This is a genomic window from Hominiventricola sp., from assembly GCF_057604405.1.
Map to the genome: position 1 here is coordinate 1 of NZ_DBLYVB010000028.1, position 24,582 is coordinate 24,582.

Sequence of the window (24,582 nt, forward strand, 5' to 3'; positions counted from 1 at the left end):
ACATATCTGTGCAACTAAGTTACAGGCGTATCCGCCGATATTTAGTCTTGCCGCTTAAAGCGGCTGAGAAGCATGTGACTTCTAGTCATGTGAGGTTCACTACAGAAATGTTATCTGTGCTCATGTGGTTACCTGAATTATTTAAAAATTATATATGAGCATCTTATATAGAGAAAATAATGATAGGAATTACGTGAAAGCGAGGCGATGAGTATGTTAATGAATACGGCTGAGTATCTTTCCATTATTGAAAATATTAAGAGTGAAATTACTGCGGCACAATATCGTGCGGCAGTTCATGTGAATGCAGATATGCTGCTTCTCTATTATGATATTGGTTGCGTGATCAATGAACATAAATCATGGGGAAACAAGTTTATTGATAACCTTGCAGCAGATATTCGAATTGCTTTTCCAGAAAGCAAAGGATATTCTGTTCGTAATTTGAAGTATATGGCAAAATTCGCAGAGATTTATCCAGACCGAGAATTTGTGCAACAGGTTGTTGCACAAATTCCATGGGGTCACAATATAGTTCTTCTGGATAAGGTCGCTGATATGGATGAACGTAAATGGTATATTAAAAAGTCAGCGGAAAACGGCTGGTCTCGAAATGTTCTTGTCCATCAGATTGAAAGCAACTTGTATCAGCGGCAGGTTCTGGCAGATAAGGTCACAAATTTTGAGCACCACTTACCGTCTCCGCAAAGTGAATTAGCAGTACAGACTATGAAAGACCCATACGTCTTTGATTTTATTCCTTTCAGAGAAGATATGCTGGAACGGGATATTGAGCAGGCACTGGTTCGGGATGTCACAAAGCTTCTTCTGGAGCTTGGAACAGGATTTGCATTTTTGGGAAATCAGTATCACCTGAATGTGGGCGGTGATGATTTTTACATTGATTTGTTGTTCTACAACCTGAATCTCCGCTGTTATGTAGTTATCGAATTGAAAACCGGAGATTTTAAGCCGGAATATGCTGGTCAGCTAAACTTTTATCTGTCAGCCGTGGATGGCATTTTGAAGAAAGAGCAGGATAATCCGTCCATTGGTTTGCTTCTGTGCAAAAACAAAAATAATGTGGTCGCAGAATATTCACTCAAGGATATTTCAAAGCCGATTGGTGTAAGCGAATACAAAATAACCAGTAGTTTGCCGGATAATCTGGAAAAGCAGCTGCCATCTGTTGAAGAGATTCAGAAACGGATTAAATGAGTTACTGGCTAATTATCAGACTCTGGACTTACCTTGCAGATATAAATGAGCAAGCGTAGGACAGATTACAGATCATCATCAATCAGATGCAAAAAGCTGAGTCTGTAACTGAGAAAATGAAAGAAGATAATCAGTGGGAGCTTGTATTCTTTTTTAGAAAAGGAATCTTGACAGCCACAATAAAAGTTGTATTATGATAATAACAGAACCCACCACGCCTCTGATTTTTCATGCGCAACCCGGTGGGACTTTTTCATTTATGGGATGTTTTATGTATCAATATCCAAAACAAACTTGCGTTGTGAGAAACTCTTTTTTATACTTTTGTTAATGAAGGAAAAAGAGGAGGATTTGCTTATGTTTCTGTTAAAACTTGTGGGGAAAGTTGTAGCGGCACCATTCTGCCTGATGGAAGAGTTAAGAAATAGATTGGCAATGTTCATTGTTTCGTAAGTTGCCAGGTGTTAAAAAGCCCGAGAGTCCAGTTGACTGGATTTTCGGGCTTTTTATTTTGTATTTAAGCAAAAAAATAGAACGCCGTCGCAACGCCGTCCTTACAAAAACCAAAGGTTTTTATGATTCTGGAATCATTATATGTGGAGCAGATAGATTTGTCAACCTGCCTGCACATAAAAAATTAAAAGCTTGAATAATAAAATGCATAAAAATGGATAAAATCTCCAAAAGTGAGATTTTCCGGGGTGACATTCAAAAAAGAAAATCCGAAAACGTTCCAGATGCTGATTAACATTCATTCCAAAACAAAAAGTGTATATGATGCAAAGAACTTACAGAAGAATATACAAAAGTGTTGGAACAAAAGAAAGAATGGTATCGCGAATACAGGGAAGTAAGATCGGAAATGAAAAAATTTCAACTCGCACAGGAAATCACAAGAACATTTCTGAATGAAGAACAACAGATGCCGAAGCGTGGCCTCATCGAAAGATGAGTTTCCGGGGATTGGGGGATTCCCCAACAAGTGGAGCATAGCAATTAATATTAAGAAAAATCCTAGAATATACCCATCTAAGAAGCATTCTTTACTATGAATAATATATGTATCCGGTTGTTTTGTCAATTGTTTTTGGGCAATTTGTCAAAAATTGATTGCTCAGACGTTCTTATTATATAGGTATTTTTCTTATTTTGCACAGATATGTGCGATATAAACCGTCAGAAAACTGGTCATCAGGGAAACTCCGGAAAGGGAAATGTATGAAGAAAGGACAGAATGTATACAAGAGAAAAGATGGTCGTTGGGAAGCAAGAATTATCACTGGTCGGACTGCGGAAGGAAAGATTTTATACAAATCATTTTATGCTCCGACCTGTTGTCAGGCTCTTCAACGCAAGAAAGATTATGAAATTGAGATGGTGATTCATCCACCTGTCACTGAAGACCCTATCACATTTTACGAGGCTTCATTGAAATGGATTTCTGAAAACAGTGCTGACTGGAAACATTCTACACGAATGAAATACCAGAACTATCTTGAGCGCTATATTATTCCAGCGTGGGGATACAGAACGATCACGGAGATTGATGAAGAACTCTATAAAAATTTGATTTTGCAGTTAAAAAATTCACTGTCGGAAAGTTCTATCCAAACAGTGAATACCATTTTAAAAAATTGTCTGGCGCAGGCTCCGGGTAGTTTGCATATTGTTCCGAAACAAAAAAAGATAAAAGATAAAGCAAAGCAGATCGAAGTTCTGACCAATTCCGAGTCAGCCATTCTGGTTCACAGCTGTATGAATAATCGGGATACAACCGCCCTTGGAATCCTGATTGCTCTTTTTGAAGGTATTCGCCTCGGCGAATTGTGTGCACTCCGATGGCAGGATATTGATACAGAAGAAGGGGTTCTTCATATTCGGTATACATTGCAGCGCATCCAAAATCTACCGGAGCAGGTCGCAAAGCTGGGAAAGACAAGATTACTTCTTGATACACCGAAAAATCATAAAGAAAGAACGATTCCCATTCATCCTCAATTGAGAAGCTGGCTGGAAGAGAAAAAGAAACTGCATTCAGATGCTGATTTTGTATTGTCAGGCAATCTTAAACCCGTAGAACCTCGGACGATGACTTCATGGTTCAAGAAATTTTGCAAGACTCATGGGTTGCGGGATTTTAAGTTTCACACGTTGCGGCATACTTTCGCTACCCGGTGCATAGAGTCCGGGATGGATATCAAAGTGCTCAGTGAACTTCTTGGTCACTCCTCCGTGAAGATTACATTAGACAGATATGTACATCCATCCATGGAATACAAGAAGTCTCAGATCAGCAGCCTGTGTATGTCATAAGATCTGTCAGCCGTCAAAATTCTGGTCAGAAAAAGCTGAAACATGCTGTTTTACAGTCCAAAACCGGATTCATTCTTAGATGGGTATATTCTAGGATGTATTGCATTGTTAATACTTAGTATATCCACTTTAAGGCAGAATAAATCAATACTGATATCAAATAAAGTAAATGAGTCAGAATCGAATCCGGTTCTGGGAAAGCAGTGAGAATCTGCTACAGTTTTTATCCCTGCTGTAATGATCTACGAAAGTCGCAATAACCATTGGGCAACTGAGAAGGGCGACGAGTAGGCAGGAAGGTCTAAGTCAGAATACAGCATTTACTAGTTGATATATCATGGAATATCTTTGGAGGCACGTCAAAGATTCATTTTTGATGGGCGAAGGGGAAAAGGTGAGAAGAGAAGATCCTAAGAAAAGCAAAACTGGAAATAAGTTAAAACAGGATCAGGTGCAGCGATGGAAAAAAGGTGATCCGCTGACAGAAGATGATCATAAGATGTTGGATTTGCTGATCCGTTATTATGAAAAGCATGGATATTCACCATCACAAAAAGATATGCCGAACAGTACAGCATTGAAACGACGGTTTGGTATATGGAAAAATGTTCTCACAGTTGCTGGATTACCTATATTGAATGATCCTGATTGCATGAGAAGACGTCAGGATGCAATAGAGTGGGGAAAGCGAGTGGGTAATCCCAAATGAGTCAGGATAATCAGAGCTGGAAAAAGGCAAAAAGAAGAATCAATCATAAAGATCTGTTCTGGCAGTCGGGAAATCCATTGACGGAGAGCGATATTGCATTGCTCCAGACGGTGAAGCAGTATTACATCGAGCATGGATATTCACCCAGTAAAGCAGACATCCCCAATCAGGAAGCGTTGAAGCAGCGTTTCCGATTATGGAAAGATGTATTGGAAGCATGCGGACTGCCATCACTCAATGATAAAAGTCAGGTGATGTTGCGGACAGAAGCAGCAGAGAAGAAGAAAAAAGAAGAAATGAATCAATAAAAATATAAAGGCTGAATCAATATCAAGTCAGGCGGAACTCCTGAACATGATGTGGCACCGTAATAGTCGGACGATAGAGAAGCAGCCTGATAAGGGTAAGGAATTCGCTGAAGAATTTCATGTCGAACACACAGTGACATTACACCGAAGGTAACGGAGGGATCCTATCAATGGGTCTGTATTTTCCGTTGCCTTTTTTATTACCCATTTTCAAGGGAGGGAAAACAAAATGAAAAGGAAATGGTTAAAAAAGTCAGTCATAGCATTGATGCTGGCAACGGTACTTATGAGTACTGTCGGCTGCGGCGTTGATGATATCGGCGGTTTCGGAAGCTCCGGCAAACTGGATATTGATTACGTCGGGGAAGATGGAGAGGTCACCGAGGAAGAAGTTACACCGGAAAGCACCGGGGTGATGGCGTGGCTGAAAGGAAAATTATCCGCTGATAAGAAACAGTCCGGCCGTCATGCAACAGAAGTCGCTTCTGCCAATAATAATACAGAAGAGGAGAGCGGCTTAAGAGGTCTGTATGGACTGACAGAGAGCGCCAATACAGAGAAGAAGAAAGAGACGGAAGCCGAACAGAAACAGACAGTTCCGGAGCAGGAGACCGATGGAAACGATCAGAAAGCTCCATCAAGGGAAGAAGAAAAAAAGAACGAAGCTCCCATTCCGGATTCTGGAACTGATAAGAACGAGGATAATAAGAAAAATCCGACTACAGTGAAGAAAAACACCGTAACCTTCACCATTCGATGTGATACAGCTGTCAATAACGGCATGGACAAGGAAGCCAAATGGGCCGGCATCGTACCGTCCAGCGGATGTATCCTTCCGGTAACTACGATGGAATTTGAGGAGGGTGAAACCGTATTCGATCTTCTTTGCACGATAAGGGATACTTACAAACTGCAGATGGAATATACGGGAACCAATGGTGGTCAGTATATTCAGGGTATCAACAACCTGTATGAGTTCGACGGTGGCCGCTGGTCCGGCTGGATGTATTGTGTGAATGGATGGTATCCCAATTACGGCTGCGGTCAGTATGTAGTGAAAAGTGGGGATGTCATCGAGTGGAATTACACCTGTGACTTAGGGTGTGATCTGGAAAATGGAGATCCCAATGGATACGGCAAAGAATGGAAAGACAATCATGACTGATAACTGACAGACAACAACGAGGGAATGAAATGACAAAATACTTTGAACACCTTCATCCGGTGTGCATCTTCCTGTACTTTGTGCTGGTGATCGGTATGACACTGGCCTGTATGCACCCGGTGATGCTGCTTATTTCCGCAGTGGGGGCCATCCTCTTCCTGTGGATGCTGGGCGGCAGGCGTAAGGTAGTGGGAATCCTGCGATTCGTAGGTCCCATGTTTCTGCTAATTGCAATCGCCAATCCGCTTGTGAACCACCGAGGGGTGACGCTCCTTGGAATGTTCATGGATCAGTGGATTACATTGGAAGCTATCTGCTATGGAATCACAGCAGGACTTTCACTGGGAGCACTGATTCTGTGGTTTGCCTGTTATCAGGAGATTATGACCAGTGATAAATTCCTTTATCTCTTTGGAAAGATAGCACCGGCAACGTCGCTTCTGATTACCATGACACTGCAGTTGATTCCCAAACTGCAGAATCAGCTATCAGACATCCGGCAGGGACAGGAGATGCTGCGGGAGCAGAAAAAAGGAAGTATGGCGAAATTACATACAGCCATTCGCCATACATCCACTCTCATTGGATGGAGCGTGGAAAATGCAGTGGAACAGGCAGATTCCATGAAAGCAAGAGGGTATGGCCTGAAAAGAAGGACGACCTTCCATCTGTTCCATTTTGATTCCAGAGATGCCAGATTCTTAACAGGTATTCTGATCTTGGGAGGCATGTGCATCATTGCCAGAGCTTTCGGGCATGGCACCATGGAATTCTACCCACGCATGGATGTGGTGATTACGGGGGAGAGCGGCATTTTTATGTACTGTATCTTTGCAGTGCTTGTATGCCTGCCGACCATCCTGGAAGGCAAGGAGGCAGTAAGATGGCGTTCTTACGGATTGACAAGTTAAGCTTTGCTTATCCGGATGCCAGGACAAGGGCATTGGATGAGATCAGCTTTTCCATAGACAAAGGAGAATATCTGGTGATCTGCGGCGAATCCGGCTGCGGAAAGACGACTCTTCTCAGGCAGATAAAGCCGGAACTGACTCCTGCAGGAGCAAGGGAAGGAACTGTATATTTTCATGACAAAAATGTACACGGGATGTCGCCGGAAGAGACGGCCGTAAAGATCGGATTTGTCCAGCAGGACCCGGACAATCAGATTGTGACGGATTTTGTCTGGCACGAGCTGGCTTTTGGCCTTGAAAATATGGCGCTTCCCACCTCCGCGATCCGACGCAGGGTCAGCGAGATGGCGAGCTTCTTCGGCATGGAGGACTGGTTCCATAAGAAAACTTACGAACTGTCCGGCGGACAGAAGCAGATGCTCAATCTGGCATCCATTATGGCCATGAATCCGGAACTTCTGGTTCTGGATGAGCCAACCAGTATGCTGGACCCGCTGGCATCTCAGAATCTCTTGCAGATGGTTTCCCGGATTAACCGGGAATTGGGAGTGGCAGTGATCATCTGTGAGCACCGTCTGGAAGAAGTCTTTCAGACTGCAGATCGAGTCCTGCTCATGGAGAAAGGCCAGATACAGTTTCTGGATACTCCGCAATGGGTGGCAGAGAAATTATCAAGAAATCTGACAGATTCATCAAAGAACATATCAAGAATCTATCCGGGGTTACCCGGGGCAGTCCGGATCTTCAGTGGACTGAGACAGGAGGGGTTGTATCCGACGGAGGAGAAGACCCCCATCAGCATCCGGGAGGCAAGAAATGCGCTTCCGAAATTGCTTGAAAATACTCATATTCATATACTTCCCGATAAAAAGATTCCGACGAAGGAATCGCAGAAACACAAGACGGTGCTGGAAGCGAAGGAGCTCTGGTTCCGATATCAGGAAAAAAGTCCCGATGTGTTAAGAGGATTATCCTTATCCGTCGGGGAAGGGGAACTGACCGCCCTGCTGGGCGGAAATGGTTCCGGCAAAAGCACCTTGTTAAAACTGCTTTCAGGTGTCTCCAAACCCCTGAGAGGAAAAGTCAAAATGGAAAAAGGCAGACGGCTGGCCATGCTGCCCCAGAGTCCCAAAGCACTCTTTACCACAGATACCTTGTGGGAAGACCTCATGGACAGCGCAGATGGGAATGAAGAAAAGGCAAAGACCATGGCGGCAAGGATGAACCTGTCGGACAAGATTTATGCCCATCCCTATGATTTAAGTGGTGGAGAGCTGCAAAGAGCAGCCATTGGAAAACTCTTATTAAGAGATGCAGATCTTCTTCTGCTCGACGAACCCACCAAGGGACTGGATGCAGGTCTCAAAGGAGATCTGGCAGGGTATCTGAAAGAACTCTGCAGGGAGGGCATTTCTATTCTGCTGGTCACCCATGATCTGGAATTCGCCGCGGCCTATGCCGACCGGTGTGCGTTGCTCTTTGACGGACAGATCGTATCAGAGGAAGAACCGCATGCTTTCTTTAGCGGTAACCGGTTCTATACCACCTCTGCCGGACTTATTGCAGGTGACTGCATTCCGGAAGCCATTACCTGCGAGGAGGTGATTGCTGCATGCAGAAAAGCGGCGTCTTCGTAAGCAGGCGGACAAAGATGGCGGCAGCCATCATCACGTTGGTACTTCCGGTATTATTACTGGCCTATGCATGGTTCATGAACCACCGCCCGGCGCTCCATATCAAGTCCGAGTGGACCTTCCGGGATACCTTAATACAGAACAGTGATGTGATGCTGGCGTTTTTGTTTTTGCTTGTATCGGCACTGCCCTTCTATCTGGTCTTTGACCGGAAGAGAGGGCCTGACGGACATCGGGCACAGGCACGGGAACTGGTTCCCATTGCACTGATGGCAGCCCTGTGCGTGGTGGGAAGAACCGCATTTGCGCTGATTCCTTTACCGAACTTTAAACCAGTCAGTGCCATCATCATTATCACGGCGGCAGCCTTCGGACCGGAGGCCGGATACCTCACCGGAGCGTTGGCAGGATTCGTCAGTAACTTCCTGTTTGGACAGGGACCATGGACTCCGTGGCAGATGTTCTGCTGGGGGTGCATCGGATTCGTGGCGGGACTGCTGGTAAAAGCAGGAATATTTGGCCCCATAGGAAAAGAACAGCCACAGAAGAATGGAAAACGAAGGAAACCCATCCGCCTCTGTATCTATGGACTGGCATCCGGATTTGCTTATGGGTGGGTGATGAACCTCTTCTACATCATCGGTTATGTCAGACCCCTGACCTGGCAGACCGTGGCAGCAGCTTATGTATCCAGCTTTTTCTTCGATCTGAGTCATGGCATCTGCACCATGCTGGTGCTGTACTTCGTGGGGGAAGCATGGATTCGAAAATTATTACGGATTAAACGAAAATTCGGACTGACAGGGGAAGAACGATCCTATGTGATGCCTCCGGGCAGACATGAGGAGGAAGGAACACTATGAAACCAATCATCGAAACAAGACAGGCAGAGAAGCTTTATCAGGTAGGAGATTCCACCATCCATGCAGTGGATGGGATTAACCTGCAGGTAGAAAAGGGAGAGTTCCTCTGCATCAGCGGACGGAGTGGTTCCGGTAAATCAACCCTTCTAAGTCTGCTGGCGGGACTGGAAAGCCCCACAGCCGGGGAAATTGAGATTCTGGGGCAGCATCTGGAACAGCTGAATGAAAAAGAACGGAGCCGTTTCCGGCGGGCACACATCGGATTCGTGTTCCAGTCCTACAACCTGCTTCCTCAGTTCAGCGCATGGGAGAATGTGGCTATGCCCCTGCAGATCCGGGGAATCCCACTAAAAGAACGAAAAGAACGTGCTATGGAGATCCTTGATCTGGTAGGACTTCGTGATCACGCCTTACATAAACCAACAGAGCTGTCCGGTGGACAGCAGCAGCGGATCGGCATTGCCCGCGCCATTGTAACGGGCCCGTCCATCGTCTTCGCAGACGAGCCAACCGGAAACCTGGATTCCAGAACCGGACAGGAAGTGATGGAACTCCTGGGACGGATATTCCGGAAATGGGGGACGACCTTTATACTGGTCAGCCATGATGAAGAAATGTACCGCTATACAGACCGGGAGATCCGGTTAAAGGACGGAAAGATCGAACAGCAAACATTACGGGAGGAAAGAATGTTATGAATATGAAGAAACGATTACTGATTCTGTCCCTGTCCCTCTGTCTGGGACTTGGAGGCAGCCTGACCGCCTATGCGGCAGAGGTCAACCCTCCGGCAGAAGCACCGGCGGCGGAAAATACAGAAGCAGCCGCTCAGACAGAGACAGCACCTGCAGAAAAAACCGCTGCTCAGCCAGTGGAAGCAGCTGCGCAGACGGAGGCAGCGCCGGCAGCGGAAAACACGGAAAGCACACCGGCAGCGGAAGCAGCTACGGATGATACCACGAAAGCAGCTGCAGATGACAACAAAAAAGACGGAAGCAGCAACACCGTTACCACGGAAAAGCCGAACACAGATATTAAGGTGACTCCGAGTAATGCCAATGCCCTGATCCTCATGGACGCAGGTGCACAGTCTCCGAAAGCAGCTCCGGGACAGACTGTAGAAGTAGTTCTTCCGCTGGCAGTCAACAGAGAATACTTGCCAAGTGAAAAATACCTGCTCCGCAATATCACCATCCGTCTGGACATCCCGAAGGATTCCACGAAAGATACCTGGCCATTTAATGTAGTGGATGCTTCTTCCACCAAACATCTGGATGACATGAGTTATAACAGTACCGCGGAAGTATGGTACAAGCTCACCGTCTCCGAGTTTGCCAAAGAGGGCGTGTATCCGGTGAACTTCACTGTGAATGCCACCGTATGGAGAGAAGACAGCGTTAATGGAACCGATGTACAGGAAGATGTTACCTTCTCTATGAATGTCTTCATGACCGTTGTAGGTAACGGAAATATGTCCGGTGTTACCAGTGCCATCAGCCCGCTGGAGATTGCAGGAAGAGAAGACCATGCCATTGCATCACCCACCGGAAAACCGGGTGAGACCGTGGTTCTGAGTATTCCCATCGTCAATAAAGGACAGACCCTTACCAACGTGACCGTAGCACCGGTTGTCACCGGAGATTTGGAGACCTTCCCCTTCGTGACCACCGACATCAATTACGGCAGAGAGTTGGGCACCATGGAAAATGGCACCCGCCAGACCGTTGACTGGCCCATGACGATCTCTCCTTACGCCACTACCGGAAATAAAGTCGTTACCTTCCGTGCTAGTTACGAAGAAAATGGTGTTTACGGTGAGTGTACCTTCAATGCTTATGTCTATGTCAAAGACGGCTGGGTACAGGAATCCGCTCCGTCCCTCATGGTAGAGAGCTATGGCCTCTATGTGGATGACGAGGAAGTGCAGACCGTAGAAGCCGGAAAAGACGTTGTCCTGAAGTTGAAACTGAAAAATAACGCAGCCAAAGATGTGATTTATAAAACCGTAGCAACCCTGAAACTGGCAGATGCCAATTCTCTGATTCTGACCAGCGGTTATTCCGATGCAGCTTATGTCCGCAGCATTCCGGCAGGACAGACCACGGATATTGAGTACCATATCACCGCAAGGGCATCCGCTTCCGTAGGACCCAGCGCCGCAACTATTACGCTGGCCTATGAAAATCAGGATGTAGTCCAGGGAAGTGCCACTTCCACCATCCAGATCCCTATTAAGCAGCCCATGAACCTGCAGCTGGATACCCCGGTGGTCTATGGCACTCCGGTACAGGGCGAGCCGGTGGCAGTATCCCTGAACATGGTCAATCTGGGACGTTCCCGTGCTTACAATGTGAGCATTGTAGCCATGAACGGCATCAGCATGCAGGATGCTTACTTCGGAGGAGACATCCTCGCGGCAGGAACCTTGAATGCAGATATCCAGATCATTCCGAATAAATCCGGTCAGTACGCAGGAACCCTTGTCGTACAGTATGAGGACGCAGACGGCGAGCAGTACACCCAGAACGTCAATGTAGACCTCGACACGGCTCCGGCGGTAGATGAGACCGCTGTACAGGCCGACAGTGAAAATGTGGAAGTACAGAAGAAGGGCGGACTGCCCTGGTGGCTGGTCACTTTCCTGATCCTGCTCATTATTATCTGTGCCCTGCTGGCATGGTACTTCCTCGTATATAAGAAAAAGCAGGAAGCACAGGCTGAAGGAGCGCCGGAAGAAAAAGCACAGGCAGACAAAGATCAGGACGAAATTCAGATCATTAATTTAGAGGATGAAGACAATGAATAAATCAGATCTCCGGATTCAGCATATGCGGGCGGGGGATCTCCTCCGCACCGGATGCGTGAACCTGTGGAGGCGCAAGACCAGAACCATCCTCACGGCCCTGTCCATGACCGTCGGTGTCATGTGTATTGTGGTGCTGATCTCTGTCGGTATCGGTTATGGAAGATCCTATGAAGAAAGCGTTGCTTCCATGGGAAGCCTGACCAAGATCGACGTCACGCCCCAGACCAAGATGAATGACAGCCAGAAGAGTGCATTGCTCAATGATAAGGCAGTGAACAGCTTTAAAGGGATTGATGGCGTGGAAGCCGTCACTCCGGTGGAACAGAGCACCGGTTACCTGAAGAGCGGAAATTATATCGCTATCGCAAAGCTCTATGGCATTGACCTTTCCACAGCAGAAAGCTTCCTTCTCACTCCCGTAGAGGGAACCATGCCGGAGGCGGGGTTGAGACTTCATCCTGAACTGATGGTGACGGATGACCTGGCAAAATCCTTCGCGGATCCTAACCGGAACTGGGAGGATGCCGTGGATGCCGATGGCAATCCTCTGGTCGATCCATTGAGTTCACCCATCAAGCTGACCTTTGATTACAATACCTTAAATGGTGAGCAGACCGCCGACAAGGAAGGACGGGCTACCCAGTCCGGAACCTTTTATAACCTGGACATTACAGGCGTTTGCTCCAGTTTGAACTATACCTACGCAACTTCCGCCTTTCTCGATAAAGACCGGCTGAAAGAGTGGAAGGATGCAGTGGAAAAGCAGACCTCTGCTTCCAGCAGCAATTCCAGTACCTCAGGAAGCAGTTCCGGAAACAGCTCCGGAAGTACCGATAACAGTTCCACTACCAACAGTGGAACGAACAGTAATACCAACAGCAGCACCAACAGTGGAACGAAAAGTAATACCAACAGCAGCACCAACAGTTCCGATACGAACAGTAATTCCAATAGCGGAACAGGAAACAGCACAGATACCAGCAATACCGGAACGACAGCCAACAGCAGTTCCACTTCCGGCAATACACAAGGAACCCGGAGTACCACCAATAGCCGTGATACCGAGCGGGCAGCTGTAGGAAGTCAGACCTCTTCCAGTAGCTCCAGCAGCGCACGCGGCGGTTCCAGTAACCCGGCACTGAAAGATACCTACGATCTGGTCTGGATCAAGGCAGAGAAGGTATCTGATGTGGAACGGATCTGCAAGCTGGTACAGGACGCAGGCTTTGAGACCACCTCCCTTAATGACATGCTGGAGGCGGTAAAGAAACAATCCCGTCAGATCCAGGGCATGCTGGGAGCCATCGGCCTCATGGCACTTCTGGTCGCAGGCTTCGGTGTGGCCAACACCATGATGATGTCCATCAACGAGCGGACCAGAGAAGTCGGCATTCTGAAAGTCATGGGTATGGAGTTCTCGGATATTGCAAGAATGTTCCTGACGGAAGCACTTCTGGTCGGACTGACCGGAGGAGTGGCAGGATTACTCTTAAGCTTCCTCATGGGACGGATCATTCCGGTACTCTTCGCAGATCAGGGAATCCGCTGTATCTTCCCATGGTGGCTCATGGCAGGAGGCGTCCTCTTCGCAGGACTGGTAGCCCTGCTGGCAGCATGGATTCCGGCAAAACGGGCTATGAATATCAGCCCGAATGAGGCCATCCGTACCGAGTAAAGGAGTGTGTCAGATATGAAAAAGAAGACAACACAGACGAAAATGGAGAAACGGTTCTTCCTGCTTATCGTTATCCTGGCTCTTATTGCCATCGGTGTAGTGGCCTATGGAGTGGGAACAAACCTGACAGGTGGAAACCATGTGAAAAATACCGACAGCGGAACGGAAGAAGAAACGGATGAAACCAGTGATTCCGGGGAAAATGATCCTCTGGCCATCCACTCCATCATCATCGGAGATACAGAAGCTTCGATCCTGCATGATACGACAGACGGCGCAGATGATTACATCATCAAAGCAGCCCTCCCTGTGGACTTCTCCTTCGAGAAAACCACGTTGAATCTGGAACTGGCAGATGGAGCAACGGTATCAGACAAGAGTAATTGCCTGCTCAATGATCTGGGGGGAAGACCAGTCGTGAACCTGACAGTGGAAAATGCAAGTCTCGTCATAGCAAATGGAAAGGAAACAAGAACCTACCAGTTCCAGATAGATATTCAGTAAACAGATGATTATGGCTATGTAAGCATGTTCATAAAAACGAAAGAAGGAGGTATAGTCCCATGGGTTAAGAAGACAGGAGCAGAGATGAAAAAAGGTCAGTACACTGCTCCGGTGAAAATAAACTGATCGATAACTATTATTTTTTAAAATCGAAAGGAGAAAATAGATTTATGAGTTCAAAATCTAATTTGAACCCGATTAAACGTATTCTTACGTTAGTGCTCGCAGTAGCAATGGTATTCTCTGTAAACCTGACAAGTATGACTGCTCATGCCGCGGTGGCAAAACCGACAAAGGAGACCTCATTGGGCTCTGCAAATGGAGACATTGATGGTATAACACTTAATGGAAATGCGGCAGCCTTTTATAAGGATGATAATGATTCCACAAATGTTTATATCAGATATATGTTCCCTACCAGTACATCTTTAAGTACTTTGAGTAATGTAACTGTTGCAATAAATACAGTAGAAGACATTACTGTAGATGGAGTGGCAAAAGGTGAGAGTTTCACTGCTGATTTACTTAATAAATCTTTAAATGTAAATGTTGGTGGAACCAATTATATTTTAGCAGCTGGTATTGAGGGTGGAGATATTGATCTTGTTAAAAATCCAATGTCAGGTTATGTGTCTTCTGTTACCTTAAATGGAACTACAGCAGATGTTACCAGAACAATTACTGCTGGAGCTTGTATCGGTAACAGCTATTATGCAGAGAACAAGCTTGAGTGGACAAGTGAGTCTCTGGCAATCAGTGCGACAGGTGTAGCTGCGCCGGCAGATAGCTGTACAGTTGCTTATACAGTATCTGGTGGTTCTACAGGAAATGAGACAGTAGATCTGTCTACAACCTCTAAAAAACTGACAATCAATGGAAAGACCTATACAATCAATGCGACTTTTGCAGCACAGACATCTGGATTTGTTGCTACCAGCGAAAACTTCTGGATTGATTTTACAGAATTAAATACTGCAATGGAGAAAAAAGAAAAACTGAATGATGGATATGACTGGACGACTATCGGTAAACAGATAAAAGAGATTCAGACAGCACAGACTGCATGGTATGCAACGAATCCGACATTTGATGAAGGTGCTACCTGTATGGATGTTCTTCAGGCATTTTTGAAATTTGCCACCACGCAGAAAAAGGCAGATGGAAAGGCTTATTTCACCTGTGGAAAAACGGATGTAAGTGCAAGCTGTACTTATGTGGAGTACATTGATGGACTCTGCCCGTTCACACTGGCAAATGGTATGGACGGATGGATGTACACAGATAACCCTTATGAAGCTGGTAAAAAACCAAGTGAATGGTATACCGCTCCGATAGGTGCAGCTGACTACACACTGTCCAACAGTTCTACAATTGCATGGTTCTTTACCACTAACTATGGAACACATCCGTGGTAATTGTGAATAGAAAGGGGAATAAATGAAAAAAGCAGGGAAAAAACTGCTTCTGCTGGTGTTGGCAATCGTTTTATTACTTAGTCAGACGATTACATCGTTTGCATTATGGGATGGGTTATGTGCGAATGGCAGGTCCTATCTGGGGCATGAAATAATTGCATCTACAGCAACAGGTACCATTATGCAGATTTTTCAGTTGAAAGATGGAGAATCTTCAATAATGCCATTGGAAAATTTTGAAACAACCCAGAATAATAAACGTGCATTTTTTTCTCCTGTTTCCGATGCGGAACAGGCGGATTTTTCTTCTCCTGTTCCGTATATTGTAACTTCGGAAGATGGTCGCCAGGGGCATGTATGGCTCCTGGCCAGACCAGCCTCCGCTTCAGAACCATGGACAGAGGAAGAAAAAGAAGAATGGATAGATCTGGCACCGCGGTGGCTGGAAGTCAGGGATCGGTTGATATCACTCCTCGACAAATTGAATACAGCAGTGGAACAGAGAAAAGTGGAAGTTGGGGGATTGCAGACTGCCTATCAGCCGATGGTATCTTATCTGAGAAATTATAATTATTGGGTAATGCTGAGGGGAAGTGAAGTCCCTGGTTATGGAAAAGATGAAGTGCTCTATACGGAAGAAACATTGAGGGCACTGATGAAGGATGATCTTGACTGGTTTGATATGAACAGTGATCGCTTGCTGAAAGCGGATCAGACAGCCAAGATTTTAGATTGTATTGAAGCATATTGTGATGAAATTGAAAATGATCGGATTGCTGCCCCGGAACTGACGGGATTTCAGCTGGGAGAGTATAAGGGGGTTATAGATGGAGCAACCCATGTAACTCTTACGGTTCCTGCAGACGCCAATCTTCCGGATCCGTCAGAGGCAAAGATCAGTACGGATGGTTCTGTAAAATCCAACTTGTTTGCCGGTTCGATTGAGAGTGGACAGTTGCTGTATCGTCTGACTCCCTATGCTGCATGGACGGGTGCCGTGTACAATGGAACGGGCGGCTACGTGTTTGATAAAGACCTTGGAAAGACCTGGATTGTTGAGGTTAAAAGAGGGGATCCGGTACTGAAAGTGCAGGATTTGAGTATTACATTAGGCGAGCGTATCTATCATGCCCAGATTGATGATGAGGAACAGACCATCAGCCTCACATTGCCGATAGGGACGAATCTGACCTCTCTGACACCGGTATTGAAGCATACAGCGTCGACGGCAACGATTGGTGGAAAAGTAGAAGGAACAGCGTTGGATTTAAGCAAACCGGTGCAGGTAGAACTGATGCTGGATAAGTATAAATGTTCTTATACCTTGACAGTTCAGACGGGAGATTCCGCAGAGTGTGATATCTTATCCTATAAGATTGGGGATCAGACGGCGACCATTAATGGAGATCAGATTACACTGACCCTTCCTTATGGAACAGATCCCTCTAAATGTACGCCGGAAATACAGATATCGGAAGATGCCACTCTGATTCAGAAGCCCGCATCACTTGCATTTAATCAGATGCTGACCTATGTGGTGCAGGCCCAGAATAAGGATACGAAAACGTATCAGCTGACATTGAAGGAAACACCCATTTCCGGAGCCAATCAGATTCTATCGTTCGCATATGGAAGTATCCAGGGAACCATTGACCAGAATCAGGGAACAATCCGACTGGAAGTGCCTCAGGGAACGAATCTGAAGAAACTGACGCCGAAAGTACAGGTGTCAGAGTTCGCAGAGGTATATCCGGCTTCCGGAGCGGAGGTGGATTTCAGCGGAACCAGTCCGGTAGAATATACAGTTACGGCGCAAAATGGAGTGACAAATACCTACCGGGTCACTGTTGTTCTGGTAGACATGGGGGAGAATCCTTACAAGAACTCCATGGTCAGTCTCCGGAATAATATTATTGACAGATATGAGACCAAAGCATCGGATGACTGGGAGTGGATGAACCTTGGCTTTTATAAAGGAGTTACGCAGAAGAAGACACCTGGTTCTTTACCAAAAGATCTGGAAAACCATGTAAGAGAAAAACTGGCGAAACTGGATACGACATCCAGTGTGGCAATGACCAATCTGGATCGTACCATTATGATGCTGACGGCATGTGGAATTGATGCATCAAAACTGGACGCTTATACCACAGAGGATAATCCTTTTAAAAATGCAAAAGGAGAGCCGATTAAGGATTTGACGGCATATCTCTATAATTATTCCGGATCCTACACGATCAATGGTCCCATATTTGCCCTAATTGCACTGGATATGGGTAATTATACGATTCCTAAGAACGCAGTATGGACAAGGGATAAATTATTGGAAACCATTCTGACACATAAATATGGATCCGACGGGTTTGGCGTCGACATGGTAGGAATGCTGATGCAGTCCATTGCTCCCTATCAGAACGATCCGGTCTATGGGTCGAGAGTGAAGGCAAAGCTGGAGGAAGGCATTGATCTCTTCCTCGGAAACAAGAAGGCAGACACAGTAGATGCCATGCAGCCGGATTTCACATTCGGAGGCTTTGGCTACCAGAGCAGCGAGAGTGCGGCGCAGGCTATCTGTGCATTGAGTGCAGCTGGAGTGGACTGTCATACAGATGCCAGATTTTCTGATGGAAACGGGAAGAGCGCACTGACGGCATTTCTGGACTATGCAGATGGAGAATATTTTGCACATACCGTAGCAGTGAAGAAGAATTCTATGGCAACTTATCAGGGATGTTATACCGTACAGTGGTATCTTGGGTTCCTGGAGAATGGCGGGGCAGGACATCCATATTCGCTTTACTATCATCAGCAGGATTTTTCCCGGCCGTTGAGCAAAGAAGCGGAGATTAAGAGCTTTGTACTGGAAGGAAAGACGGCGGAGATCAATGGGGCTCAGATTACCGTGACGCTTCCAAAGGGAACACCGCTTACCAATATGACGCCGGAAATTACATTGTCAGACTATGCGACACTGGATGCACCCAGCTTCCCCGTTACATTTGCAGAAAATATAGCACAGCCGTTCACGGTACGTGCGGAGGACGGAGAGACCACAAAAACATACTATGTAACAGTAAAACTGGCAGAAGGTATTAAGGCATCCGGTACGAATCTGGATGCAGACAGTCTGAAACTGCAGGATGCAAATATCTTAAGAGATATCGAGATTACAGCGCGGAAAGTAACTACAAATGAGGCAACTACAGACATTCTTCTAAGTGTGGCAGCCGGAGTAGATACGCAGAATCTTTTCATTAAGGGAACGCTGTCTTATGGTGCAACCACGGAGCCTGAACAGATTCTGGATGGAAAGACGAAGATAGATTTGAGCGGTTGGACGACGATCAAAGTAACATCGGAAGATAAAGAGAATGTAAGAACGTACCGGATCAAGGTGGATGCTCAGGAGACTGCATCCATAGACAGTTTTGTGGTAACCATTGATGGTATTGCATATAGGGGCGTTATTGACAACTCTGCCAATACCATTCAGGTGTTGGGAGTCCCGACGGAATCCGATGTAAGTTCCCTGGCGCCAGAGATTGAACTGGGCGAAGGAACGAACGTCTGCAGTCCTTTATCCGGAGTGGCACAGAACTTTACATCGACGGTAAACTATACCGTATCAGGAAACGGACTGGCTACCAGAGTGTATGCAGTGGATATTTTCGATGCAGAGGGCAAGCATCCGACTGGTAAGAAGAATAATGACAATCCGGTGACGCCGGAGGAACCGGATACACCGACCATATCAGCGGCAAAGATCAATAGCTTTACTTTGTTTGGCGTGGAAGGAACCATTGATGATGCAGCGGGAACGATCTTGATTACCTTGCCGGAAGGAACGGATGTCAGCTGTGTGGCACCGACGGTAGAAGTAGGAAGCGGATGCATGGTGAGCCCGGTTTCGGGTGAAGTCGTGGATTTGACCAGTCCCAGAGTCTATACCGTTACAAACGGAACAGAAACGAATACATATACCGTCATTGTGACGCTAGAGAAGAGCGTATCACAGCAGCTCTGGGAGAAAGTGGAAGATGACAGTACAGTAGCGGACCATCAGGTAGTCCGGGATTAGGAGGCAATGAATGAAAAGGTGGAGAAAGAGGCTGACGGTGTTCAGCCTCCTGGCTGCCGGATGTTTGATCTGGAATCTATCAGGAGTGGGGGTGAAAGCAGAAGAAGCGGTACCGCAGGTAGAACTAACTATCACTGATGGAAATGATGTTTCATTGAATCCGATAAATAATGTCAGTTTAAAGGCAGATATTACAGTAGAAAATTATACGCTTACAGCAGCTGATTTTGAGAATGCTGATGTTTGGAATCCTGCAAACAAAAAATCGGATCAAGATTATACAAAGAAAAATAAAAAATGTATAACTTCAGGAAAAATTATTGTAACAATTAAAGAAGGACAAAAATCGTCACTGCTTGGTTTAGGAAGCTCATATATTTCGTCGATAAGTGATAAAATAAGTCTTACTACTACAGATGGTACATTGCGTACTGCAGTGAAAACAGAGGCTTCTACTTTCGGAAGTTATCATACTCCTGCTAAATTTGCTGTAATTCGAGGAAATTATATGACTGGTATTGTCCAGCTTTTAACATACAATGACAAGACCTATGTTGTAAATTTCCCGGTTGAAGTTAAGTGCAGTGATTATCTTGATCCAGTTGATGATTCTTGGAAAGAAAATACTTTTGCATCAGCCAACAGAGCGACCTATGTAAATAGTTTTATTGACTCGGCAAATTTGTCTGATAATATAATTACAATTACGACATCTAAGTATAATGTTGGCGGAATTGCTACTGCAGATGTTTTTTTGCCACACTTGGCATATGGAGCAAGTATGCTGGGTGAAGATGTAGCAAATATAACCATAGCTGGTAAAGATAAACAGGTATATGATGTTAAACAGTTTTTGGCAAAAATAAAAGGTGGGTATTCCTTTACAATTAAAAATGCAGAAGGTTCAACAAGAGAATATAAATTAATGGTTAATACACCTTGGAAATTATCAATGGGTGTAAGTACACATGATTATGAACCTGCAATTACTATTGATGATGTTCCTCAACAGAATAAGGTAATTGATAACGTAGCAGAAAACAGCCGTATAAAAGTGGTGTTTAATGGGATACCGGCAAAAAAGAAACTGATTGGAATAAAAACAAAGCATAACACAAGGACAAGTACAGGAGCTTCTTCAAGTGAAGAATATGAACTAACATATTCTATAAGTGGCAATAGCGTGGAATTTGTAATGCCACGGGATGAGGTTGAGATCTCAGAAGTGCTTCTGGAGGATGATTTGTCTACAGAACCCAGACAGATTACGGTTACTCCGATAGTGGAGAATGGCGAAGAAACAGATTTTGCAGTCATTGAAAAGAAGGTAGATGGAGCAGAAAAGTCTACAGCCACAGAAAACCAGACCATAACATTAACAGACAAGGGTATGTATCCTGATTATAGAAGTTTTTGCGGGTATGAGTTTGACCACTGGGAAAGTGCTTCGATTACTATTTCTGATACAGAAAAAATAAATTCAACTTTGACATTTTCCATGCCAGATCAGGATGTGGATATAAAAGCAGTTTATAGACGAACAGGTGTCTCCATTACGGCTGGCATCAGCAATGCAATAGTCGGAAATATCAGTTTTGGAAATGCACGTGTGGGGGTGATGTCTTCTACATCTCAAAAGAATCAGAAGATAACAGAGCTTTGCAGATCAGGAGAAACATATGATATTGATTTAGGAGGTGCTAATTTTGCTGCAAATCGATTCCTTGGATGGGTAGATGAAACAGGTGCTTCCATAGCAAAAACAGATGCAAATGGGATTCATTGGGTAGATGCAACAGATGCGAAGACAGGAGTTGCATATTATTATCCTAAAATTACAGTATCTGATCAGACGGAATCGATGACATTCATTGCTTCTTTTGAGGCGAAGACTGCATGTACATTGACGTTTACATCAAGTGATGAGAACAAAGGTACAGTATCAGCAAGTGTAGATGGAACCAGCATTAAATCCGGAGATAATACGATTTATGATGGGGACGTCGTAACGTTGAAGGCAGAGAAGAAGACCGGTTATAAATTTGCAGGATGGAAAGTAACCAGTCCGGCTGATGTTAGCGTTACTTTTGAAGATGCAAATGCAGAAGAGACAACATTTACAATGCCGAAGATTACATCTGGAACTTTGACGATTCAGGGTGTATTTGAAGTAGATCCGGCTTATTTAAGTCCGGATTGCGAGCTGACCAAAGTAGAACTGCTGAAGCAAGATGGTACTCTGGTAAAACAGGCGAACAGAAGTGGAACCACGTTTACGATTAAGCTTTCTGCAAAGGATATGAGCCTGGAAGAAGCAGGAAATCTTACTGGTGGTGCGTATATGCTTCGTCTGACTTATCCCGAAACAGCAACCGCTAAGATGGATGGTGGCTTTGGTGATGGTGAGAATGGAGATGATCGTTGGCTGACCGGTATTACAAATGGAATTGGTAAAGGCGGAAAAGAGACATTTACCATTACTGCAGAGAATGGTACGAATAAGAATACTTATACTATTGCCATTGAGTATGACGATCGCCCGACTTTGACAGCGGGCACAGTGAAGCGTGTCAGTGACACGGAAGCCAGTGTGGGATTCCGTTCAAGCAGCGCAGGAACCTATTACTGGGCAGTTGTGGATGCTGGAGAAGCGAAGCCGGATATTCCGACGAACGGTGCAGGTACTACGTTTAAGTATGCGGATCGGGAAAATACCATTAAGTTGACCAGCCTGACAGCAGGAGCAAAAGATCTTTATATCGTTGTGAAGAATGATGATGATTCGACCAATGTGAAGATTTCTGATGTATTGAAGATTTCTATTCCGGCTTTTGGAGGAGCGGAGACGACTTATAAAGTAAATGTGACAGGAAGTCTTCCAGGTGGTAAACTTACGGTAGATAAGAAAGAAGCAAAAGCAGGAGAGACAGTGACCGTAACGGTTACTCCGGATTCTGGTAAGAAAATGACGACAAACAGTTTGATCTACTCACAGTCCAGCGCTCCGTATGAGGTAGTGCATATTGATGAGAAGACAAAACAGTTTATCATGCCTGCGTATGAATTGTCTGTTTCCTGCCGTTTTGAGGATGAGAATTCTTCAACGACGCCGGAGACAACCACCGGAAAGATCGGAGCATTTGTAGTCAATGGCGTATCCGGAACCGTGGATAACACCACAGGCACGATTACGGTAACCCTTCCCAACGGAACGGATCTTACCAGTCTTGCACCGGTGATTACCATCAGTGGAGCAAAATCCATCTCTCCGGCCAGCGGAGCAACTGTGAATCTTTCTTCACCGGTAACTTACACATTGACGCTGGAGGACGGAACAACAAAGACTTATACGGTACGGGCTTACGTAGAAGGACCTTCCAAATCTGATCAGCTGTGGAATGACATGCTGAACAACGTGGATGGAAGCCCGGATCACAGCGGATCTAAGACATGGTGGAAGAAAGCCAAAGATCTGAAGAAACATAACGATTATCCGGAATACTGGTAAAACCAGACCATATACGGAAAGAAATGGCAGTATCCAGCGGGTGCAAAAGCATCCGCTGGTGTTGTCGTCTTTACGCAATCAGCTCTGAGAGACAGGGCAGAGGGAAAGAACGGAGAAAAATAACGCCATATGATGAAATATAAAGGATCAGCGCAGCGGCCATTGCTGACGCTGGACAAGAAAAGTGCGGTGGTATACAGGAAGCAGGAAGAAGTTTCAATCCCTGAGAAATATCAGATGATCGCCGCAGAAGCTTTCAAAGGAAATCCTAAGATGAAGAGCCTGGAGATCGGACCCGGTATGAAGAAAATCGGAATGCGGGCATTTCAGGGATGTATAAAACTGACGAAGGTGCGGATGGCCCACAGTGTGAATCATCTGTCGGAAGGATGCTTTTCCGCCTGCCCGCATCTGTCGGAAATGCAGATTTCCTCTAAAGTGTCGGAGATCCCGCCCTCCGCATTTAAAGAAGACCGCAAATTAAGACAGGTGGATTTTGCAGACAATAGCCTCCTGCTGAAAATAAGAGAGGACGCCTTCAATGAATGTGCCTCCCTGGCATATATCAAAATCCCGGAAAGCGTCATCGACATTGGTGACCGGGCATTTTACCGCTGCAAATCCCTGAGCCGGATCGAATTTCCGAAGACACTGGAACGCATCGGCAAAGAAGCATTCTACTTCTGTGGCATGGAGGAACTTCACCTGCCGGAGTCACTGGAAGTGCTGGAAGAGTCCGCATTTTTCAAATGCACGAAACTGACCGAAGTCTGCCTCCCGGAAAGCATTCGCTATATTGGCAAATGGGTGTTCCATGGTTGCAACCGCCTCCGCACCCTCGAGATCCGGCATGATCCCGAATACATAGGCCCGTGGATCATCAATAAATCCGCCAAGATCCGCTGTTATCAGGGGTCAAAGGTGGATGCATACTGTTAGGAATCTGGCTTTGAGGTGGAGTATTTATAAAGGGGCGGCGGACCGCCCCCCCCCTTGGTTAAAGCTGCCGGGATCGTGGACGCGCCCCTTTGACAAAGCTGCTGGGGCCGTGGATGTGCCTTTTTGCAAGTCTGTCGGGGCCGTGGCCGCGCCTCCTTTGTTGCCTTGCCGGAGCCGTGGGTCTATATCACGTCCACCCCTGCTCCAGTTCCTGTTTTCCAGCGCCACAACAAGCTTTCGTAGGTGAAATGGGTCAGAGAAGGGCTTCCTTGGCCTGGAGTTCCACGTTTTTCGAAAATGGCAGGAATTTTAGTAAGCAAGTTGAGCGCTGAGACCCACGGTCCCGGCCGCGGGGCAGCAAGGAAAGCTCCACTTAATCCCGGCCGCAGGCAGGGAAACAAAAGCTCTACAGCTCGGCCGCGAGAACAATAAAATGGGGCTGTCGCACTAGCAAATATTTTTTGCTGGGCGGCAGCCCTGCTTTATGCCCCAATGGGGGCGAAATCGGTTGTGATTTGCTCCCATCCCTTATAAAC

At 45.9% G+C, this 24,582-nt stretch carries 16 protein-coding genes and 1 riboswitch; all 16 genes read left to right on the forward strand.

Annotated features, from left to right (window positions below):
• The first annotated feature begins 219 nt into the window (after window positions 1–219).
• The 16 genes from ACZMB2_RS12545 (at window position 220) to ACZMB2_RS12620 (ending at window position 24,046) form a co-directional block, all read left to right on the forward strand.
• On the forward strand, window positions 220–1,218 hold the full coding sequence (locus ACZMB2_RS12545; protein WP_487597016.1) for a PDDEXK nuclease domain-containing protein: 999 nt from the start codon (window positions 220–222) through the stop codon (window positions 1,216–1,218).
• Window positions 1,219–2,436: 1,218 nt separating this feature from the next.
• Window positions 2,437–3,531 carry a tyrosine-type recombinase/integrase gene (locus ACZMB2_RS12550; RefSeq protein ID WP_487597001.1) on the forward strand — a complete coding sequence of 365 codons (1,095 nt, stop codon included), beginning with the start codon at window positions 2,437–2,439 and terminating at the stop codon, window positions 3,529–3,531.
• Window positions 3,532–3,683: 152 nt separating this feature from the next.
• A riboswitch (cobalamin riboswitch) is annotated at window positions 3,684–3,867 on the forward strand.
• A gap of 1 nt (window position 3,868) precedes the next feature.
• Window positions 3,869–4,240 (forward strand): homing endonuclease associated repeat-containing protein, encoded by a 372-nt coding sequence (locus ACZMB2_RS12555; protein ID WP_487597002.1) that lies wholly within the window; start codon window positions 3,869–3,871, stop codon window positions 4,238–4,240.
• The gene (locus ACZMB2_RS12560) at window positions 4,237–4,548 is read left to right on the forward strand and encodes a hypothetical protein (RefSeq protein ID WP_487597003.1); all 312 of its coding nucleotides are present in this window, start codon (window positions 4,237–4,239) and stop codon (window positions 4,546–4,548) included. The genes ACZMB2_RS12555 and ACZMB2_RS12560 overlap by 4 nt, the downstream gene beginning before the upstream one ends.
• Before the next feature lie 229 nt (window positions 4,549–4,777).
• Window positions 4,778–5,713 (forward strand): DUF4430 domain-containing protein, encoded by a 936-nt coding sequence (locus ACZMB2_RS12565; protein WP_487597004.1) that lies wholly within the window; start codon window positions 4,778–4,780, stop codon window positions 5,711–5,713.
• Window positions 5,714–5,742: 29 nt separating this feature from the next.
• Window positions 5,743–6,624 carry an energy-coupling factor transporter transmembrane component T gene (locus ACZMB2_RS12570; RefSeq protein WP_487597005.1) on the forward strand — a complete coding sequence of 294 codons (882 nt, stop codon included), beginning with the start codon at window positions 5,743–5,745 and terminating at the stop codon, window positions 6,622–6,624.
• A complete protein-coding gene (locus ACZMB2_RS12575; RefSeq protein ID WP_487597006.1) occupies window positions 6,597–8,261 on the forward strand; it encodes an ABC transporter ATP-binding protein in 1,665 nt (554 codons plus the stop codon). The genes ACZMB2_RS12570 and ACZMB2_RS12575 overlap by 28 nt, the downstream gene beginning before the upstream one ends.
• A complete protein-coding gene (locus ACZMB2_RS12580) occupies window positions 8,237–9,121 on the forward strand; it encodes an ECF transporter S component (protein ID WP_487597007.1) in 885 nt (294 codons plus the stop codon). The genes ACZMB2_RS12575 and ACZMB2_RS12580 overlap by 25 nt, the downstream gene beginning before the upstream one ends.
• On the forward strand, window positions 9,118–9,819 hold the full coding sequence (locus ACZMB2_RS12585; protein ID WP_487597008.1) for an ABC transporter ATP-binding protein: 702 nt from the start codon (window positions 9,118–9,120) through the stop codon (window positions 9,817–9,819). Before ACZMB2_RS12580 ends, ACZMB2_RS12585 begins: the two co-directional genes overlap by 4 nt.
• A complete protein-coding gene (locus ACZMB2_RS12590; protein ID WP_487597009.1) occupies window positions 9,816–11,927 on the forward strand; it encodes a COG1361 S-layer family protein in 2,112 nt (703 codons plus the stop codon). Before ACZMB2_RS12585 ends, ACZMB2_RS12590 begins: the two co-directional genes overlap by 4 nt.
• Complete coding sequence (locus tag ACZMB2_RS12595; protein WP_487597010.1) at window positions 11,920–13,602, forward strand: ABC transporter permease; 1,683 nt, start codon at window positions 11,920–11,922, stop codon at window positions 13,600–13,602. Before ACZMB2_RS12590 ends, ACZMB2_RS12595 begins: the two co-directional genes overlap by 8 nt.
• A gap of 15 nt (window positions 13,603–13,617) precedes the next feature.
• A complete protein-coding gene (locus ACZMB2_RS12600) occupies window positions 13,618–14,106 on the forward strand; it encodes a hypothetical protein (RefSeq protein WP_487597011.1) in 489 nt (162 codons plus the stop codon).
• A gap of 170 nt (window positions 14,107–14,276) precedes the next feature.
• The gene (locus tag ACZMB2_RS12605) at window positions 14,277–15,521 is read left to right on the forward strand and encodes a hypothetical protein (RefSeq protein WP_487597012.1); all 1,245 of its coding nucleotides are present in this window, start codon (window positions 14,277–14,279) and stop codon (window positions 15,519–15,521) included.
• Window positions 15,522–15,543: 22 nt separating this feature from the next.
• Window positions 15,544–19,599: an SGBP N-terminal domain-containing protein gene (locus ACZMB2_RS12610; protein WP_487597013.1), complete on the forward strand. Its 4,056-nt coding sequence runs from the start codon at window positions 15,544–15,546 to the stop codon at window positions 19,597–19,599.
• A 10-nt stretch (window positions 19,600–19,609) separates the two neighbouring features.
• Window positions 19,610–23,107 (forward strand): SGBP N-terminal domain-containing protein, encoded by a 3,498-nt coding sequence (locus ACZMB2_RS12615; RefSeq protein WP_487597014.1) that lies wholly within the window; start codon window positions 19,610–19,612, stop codon window positions 23,105–23,107.
• A 129-nt stretch (window positions 23,108–23,236) separates the two neighbouring features.
• The gene (locus ACZMB2_RS12620; protein WP_487597015.1) at window positions 23,237–24,046 is read left to right on the forward strand and encodes a leucine-rich repeat domain-containing protein; all 810 of its coding nucleotides are present in this window, start codon (window positions 23,237–23,239) and stop codon (window positions 24,044–24,046) included.
• The last annotated feature ends 536 nt before the right edge of the window (window positions 24,047–24,582 follow it).

Excerpts from the sequence above, each read along its gene's own strand:
- ACZMB2_RS12545 (WP_487597016.1), top strand. The coding sequence starts at position 220 with ATGAATACGGCTGAGTATCTTTCCATTATTGAAAATATTAAGAGTGAA.
- ACZMB2_RS12550 (WP_487597001.1), top strand. The coding sequence starts at position 2,437 with ATGAAGAAAGGACAGAATGTATACAAGAGAAAAGATGGTCGTTGGGAA.
- ACZMB2_RS12555 (WP_487597002.1), top strand. The coding sequence starts at position 3,869 with ATGGAATATCTTTGGAGGCACGTCAAAGATTCATTTTTGATGGGCGAA.
- ACZMB2_RS12560 (WP_487597003.1), top strand. The coding sequence starts at position 4,237 with ATGAGTCAGGATAATCAGAGCTGGAAAAAGGCAAAAAGAAGAATCAAT.
- ACZMB2_RS12565 (WP_487597004.1), top strand. The coding sequence starts at position 4,778 with ATGAAAAGGAAATGGTTAAAAAAGTCAGTCATAGCATTGATGCTGGCA.
- ACZMB2_RS12570 (WP_487597005.1), top strand. The coding sequence starts at position 5,743 with ATGACAAAATACTTTGAACACCTTCATCCGGTGTGCATCTTCCTGTAC.
- ACZMB2_RS12575 (WP_487597006.1), top strand. The coding sequence starts at position 6,597 with ATGGCGTTCTTACGGATTGACAAGTTAAGCTTTGCTTATCCGGATGCC.
- ACZMB2_RS12580 (WP_487597007.1), top strand. The coding sequence starts at position 8,237 with ATGCAGAAAAGCGGCGTCTTCGTAAGCAGGCGGACAAAGATGGCGGCA.
- ACZMB2_RS12585 (WP_487597008.1), top strand. The coding sequence starts at position 9,118 with ATGAAACCAATCATCGAAACAAGACAGGCAGAGAAGCTTTATCAGGTA.
- ACZMB2_RS12590 (WP_487597009.1), top strand. The coding sequence starts at position 9,816 with ATGAATATGAAGAAACGATTACTGATTCTGTCCCTGTCCCTCTGTCTG.
- ACZMB2_RS12595 (WP_487597010.1), top strand. The coding sequence starts at position 11,920 with ATGAATAAATCAGATCTCCGGATTCAGCATATGCGGGCGGGGGATCTC.
- ACZMB2_RS12600 (WP_487597011.1), top strand. The coding sequence starts at position 13,618 with ATGAAAAAGAAGACAACACAGACGAAAATGGAGAAACGGTTCTTCCTG.
- ACZMB2_RS12605 (WP_487597012.1), top strand. The coding sequence starts at position 14,277 with ATGAGTTCAAAATCTAATTTGAACCCGATTAAACGTATTCTTACGTTA.
- ACZMB2_RS12610 (WP_487597013.1), top strand. The coding sequence starts at position 15,544 with ATGAAAAAAGCAGGGAAAAAACTGCTTCTGCTGGTGTTGGCAATCGTT.
- ACZMB2_RS12615 (WP_487597014.1), top strand. The coding sequence starts at position 19,610 with ATGAAAAGGTGGAGAAAGAGGCTGACGGTGTTCAGCCTCCTGGCTGCC.
- ACZMB2_RS12620 (WP_487597015.1), top strand. The coding sequence starts at position 23,237 with ATGATGAAATATAAAGGATCAGCGCAGCGGCCATTGCTGACGCTGGAC.